The sequence below is a fragment of the Oleiphilus sp. HI0125 genome (assembly GCF_001635355.1).
The window spans coordinates 1-1,467 of the sequence record NZ_LWGF01000972.1 but is presented as its reverse complement, the minus strand read 5'-3'; the positions used below and the strand labels follow the sequence as shown (position 1 = coordinate 1,467).

Annotated in this window: 2 protein-coding genes; one reads left to right on the top strand and one right to left on the bottom strand. The window is 45.1% G+C overall.

Annotated features, from left to right (window positions below; genetic code table 11):
* Positions 1-508 (top strand): TlpA disulfide reductase family protein (locus A3762_RS16540; RefSeq protein WP_231878840.1); only part of this gene is annotated, 508 nt, incomplete at its 5' end.
* Here A3762_RS16540 and A3762_RS16535 read toward each other — a convergent pair.
* Positions 490-1,467: AraC family transcriptional regulator (locus A3762_RS16535; protein WP_068756687.1), on the bottom strand; the 978-nt coding region annotated here is incomplete at its 5' end. The genes A3762_RS16540 and A3762_RS16535 overlap by 19 nt on opposite strands.

The following is a 1,467-nucleotide window of genomic DNA, read 5'->3' as shown; positions in this document are numbered from 1 at the left end:
GACATTTGGTATCGCATTGGTAATGAGAATGCAGCATCTCATTTTTATTTTACTTCTTCTAATTTCCTCAATCTCACGGGCCGATTTCGTAGCAGCGCCTGATTTTCATCTTAAAGAATTAGCTAACGACACGATGCATCGGTTGAGTGATTACCGTGGTACGGTTATCTATCTCGATTTTTGGGCGTCGTGGTGTGGGCCTTGCCGACAATCGCTACCGGCGCTAGATCGCTTGCAAAAGGAATTCTCACCAGACGACTTTCAAGTGATTGCGATTAACTTAGATGAAGACTCAGCTGAGGCGCTTGGATTTCTAGCGGATTATCCGGTTGACTATACCGTACTGACAGAAAAAACAGGAAAGACACAGCGGGCATATCACTTGGTCGGTTTACCTTCCTCGTTTCTTATAGATCAACGAGGAGAGGTGATTGGTTCGTTTCAGGGTTTCAAGCCTGATCACATCCCGAAAGTAAAAAGAGCGGTGAACTATCTCTTAGAGGAATGATCCTTACGATACTGCGAAGGACTTCGTTCACTCCAGCGCTTAAAGGCATGATTAAACGCGGCGGCTTCTTGGTAACCCAGTTTCAGAGCGATTAGCTCAATACTTAATTGTGACTCGCTTAACCAGCGTTTTGCTTTCTCGAATCTCACTTCATCCAACACGTTCTGAAAGCTGCTATCTTCGTCGCTTAACTTTCTGCGTAAAGTTCGTTCTGACATACCAAAGGTTTGAGCAGCTTCCTTGGCTTTAGGAATGTCATAACTAAACATCAAAAGATAGTTCTTCAATGCATCAGTGAGCGTTTCTTCTTTTTGACTTGATTCGAACAGAATCTGCTCGCATTGCTCACGATACATGTCGAATGCGTTTTTATTCGCTTGAGGGAAGGGCTGTTTCAGTAGCGCGGTTGGAATCAGTATGCGATTGCTTTGCATGCCAAACAACACTCGGCAGCCGAAAGCTTTTTCAAACTTAATACGATCTTGTTTTTTTGGCGTGACAGTCAGGTGAACTTCAACGATTTGAAAATCGATTCCGTTCATCATATAGATGTCACGGACGAGCTTCGCGCATCCTGCCATGTCGCGGTACAAAACAAATTCGCGCACATCTTCGGGAAGCATTGCGGGGTCGAAACGTAGTGACGAGTTATCAGTCGCCAAAGAAAAACTCATTTCGCCGAACATATAGCCCATAGATTGGTAGCGAATACCCATCTGGCAAGATTCATAGCCATCTTTACAGCTGCTAAGTAACATTGCGAATGGGCCGTAGCCAGCAGGCCCAAGGAAAGGACCGATTTCGAGGGCGATGAGAGGGTCGGGATTTAATTTGACTAAGTCTTGATAGACTTCAAGCTCTTTGCTGCGTGTGATGCGCGCTTGCGGATCGATACGATCGACGTTTAGTCCGTTGCTATTTAAAACAGCATCGCTGTCTAAACCCAGAGACTTAAAAAG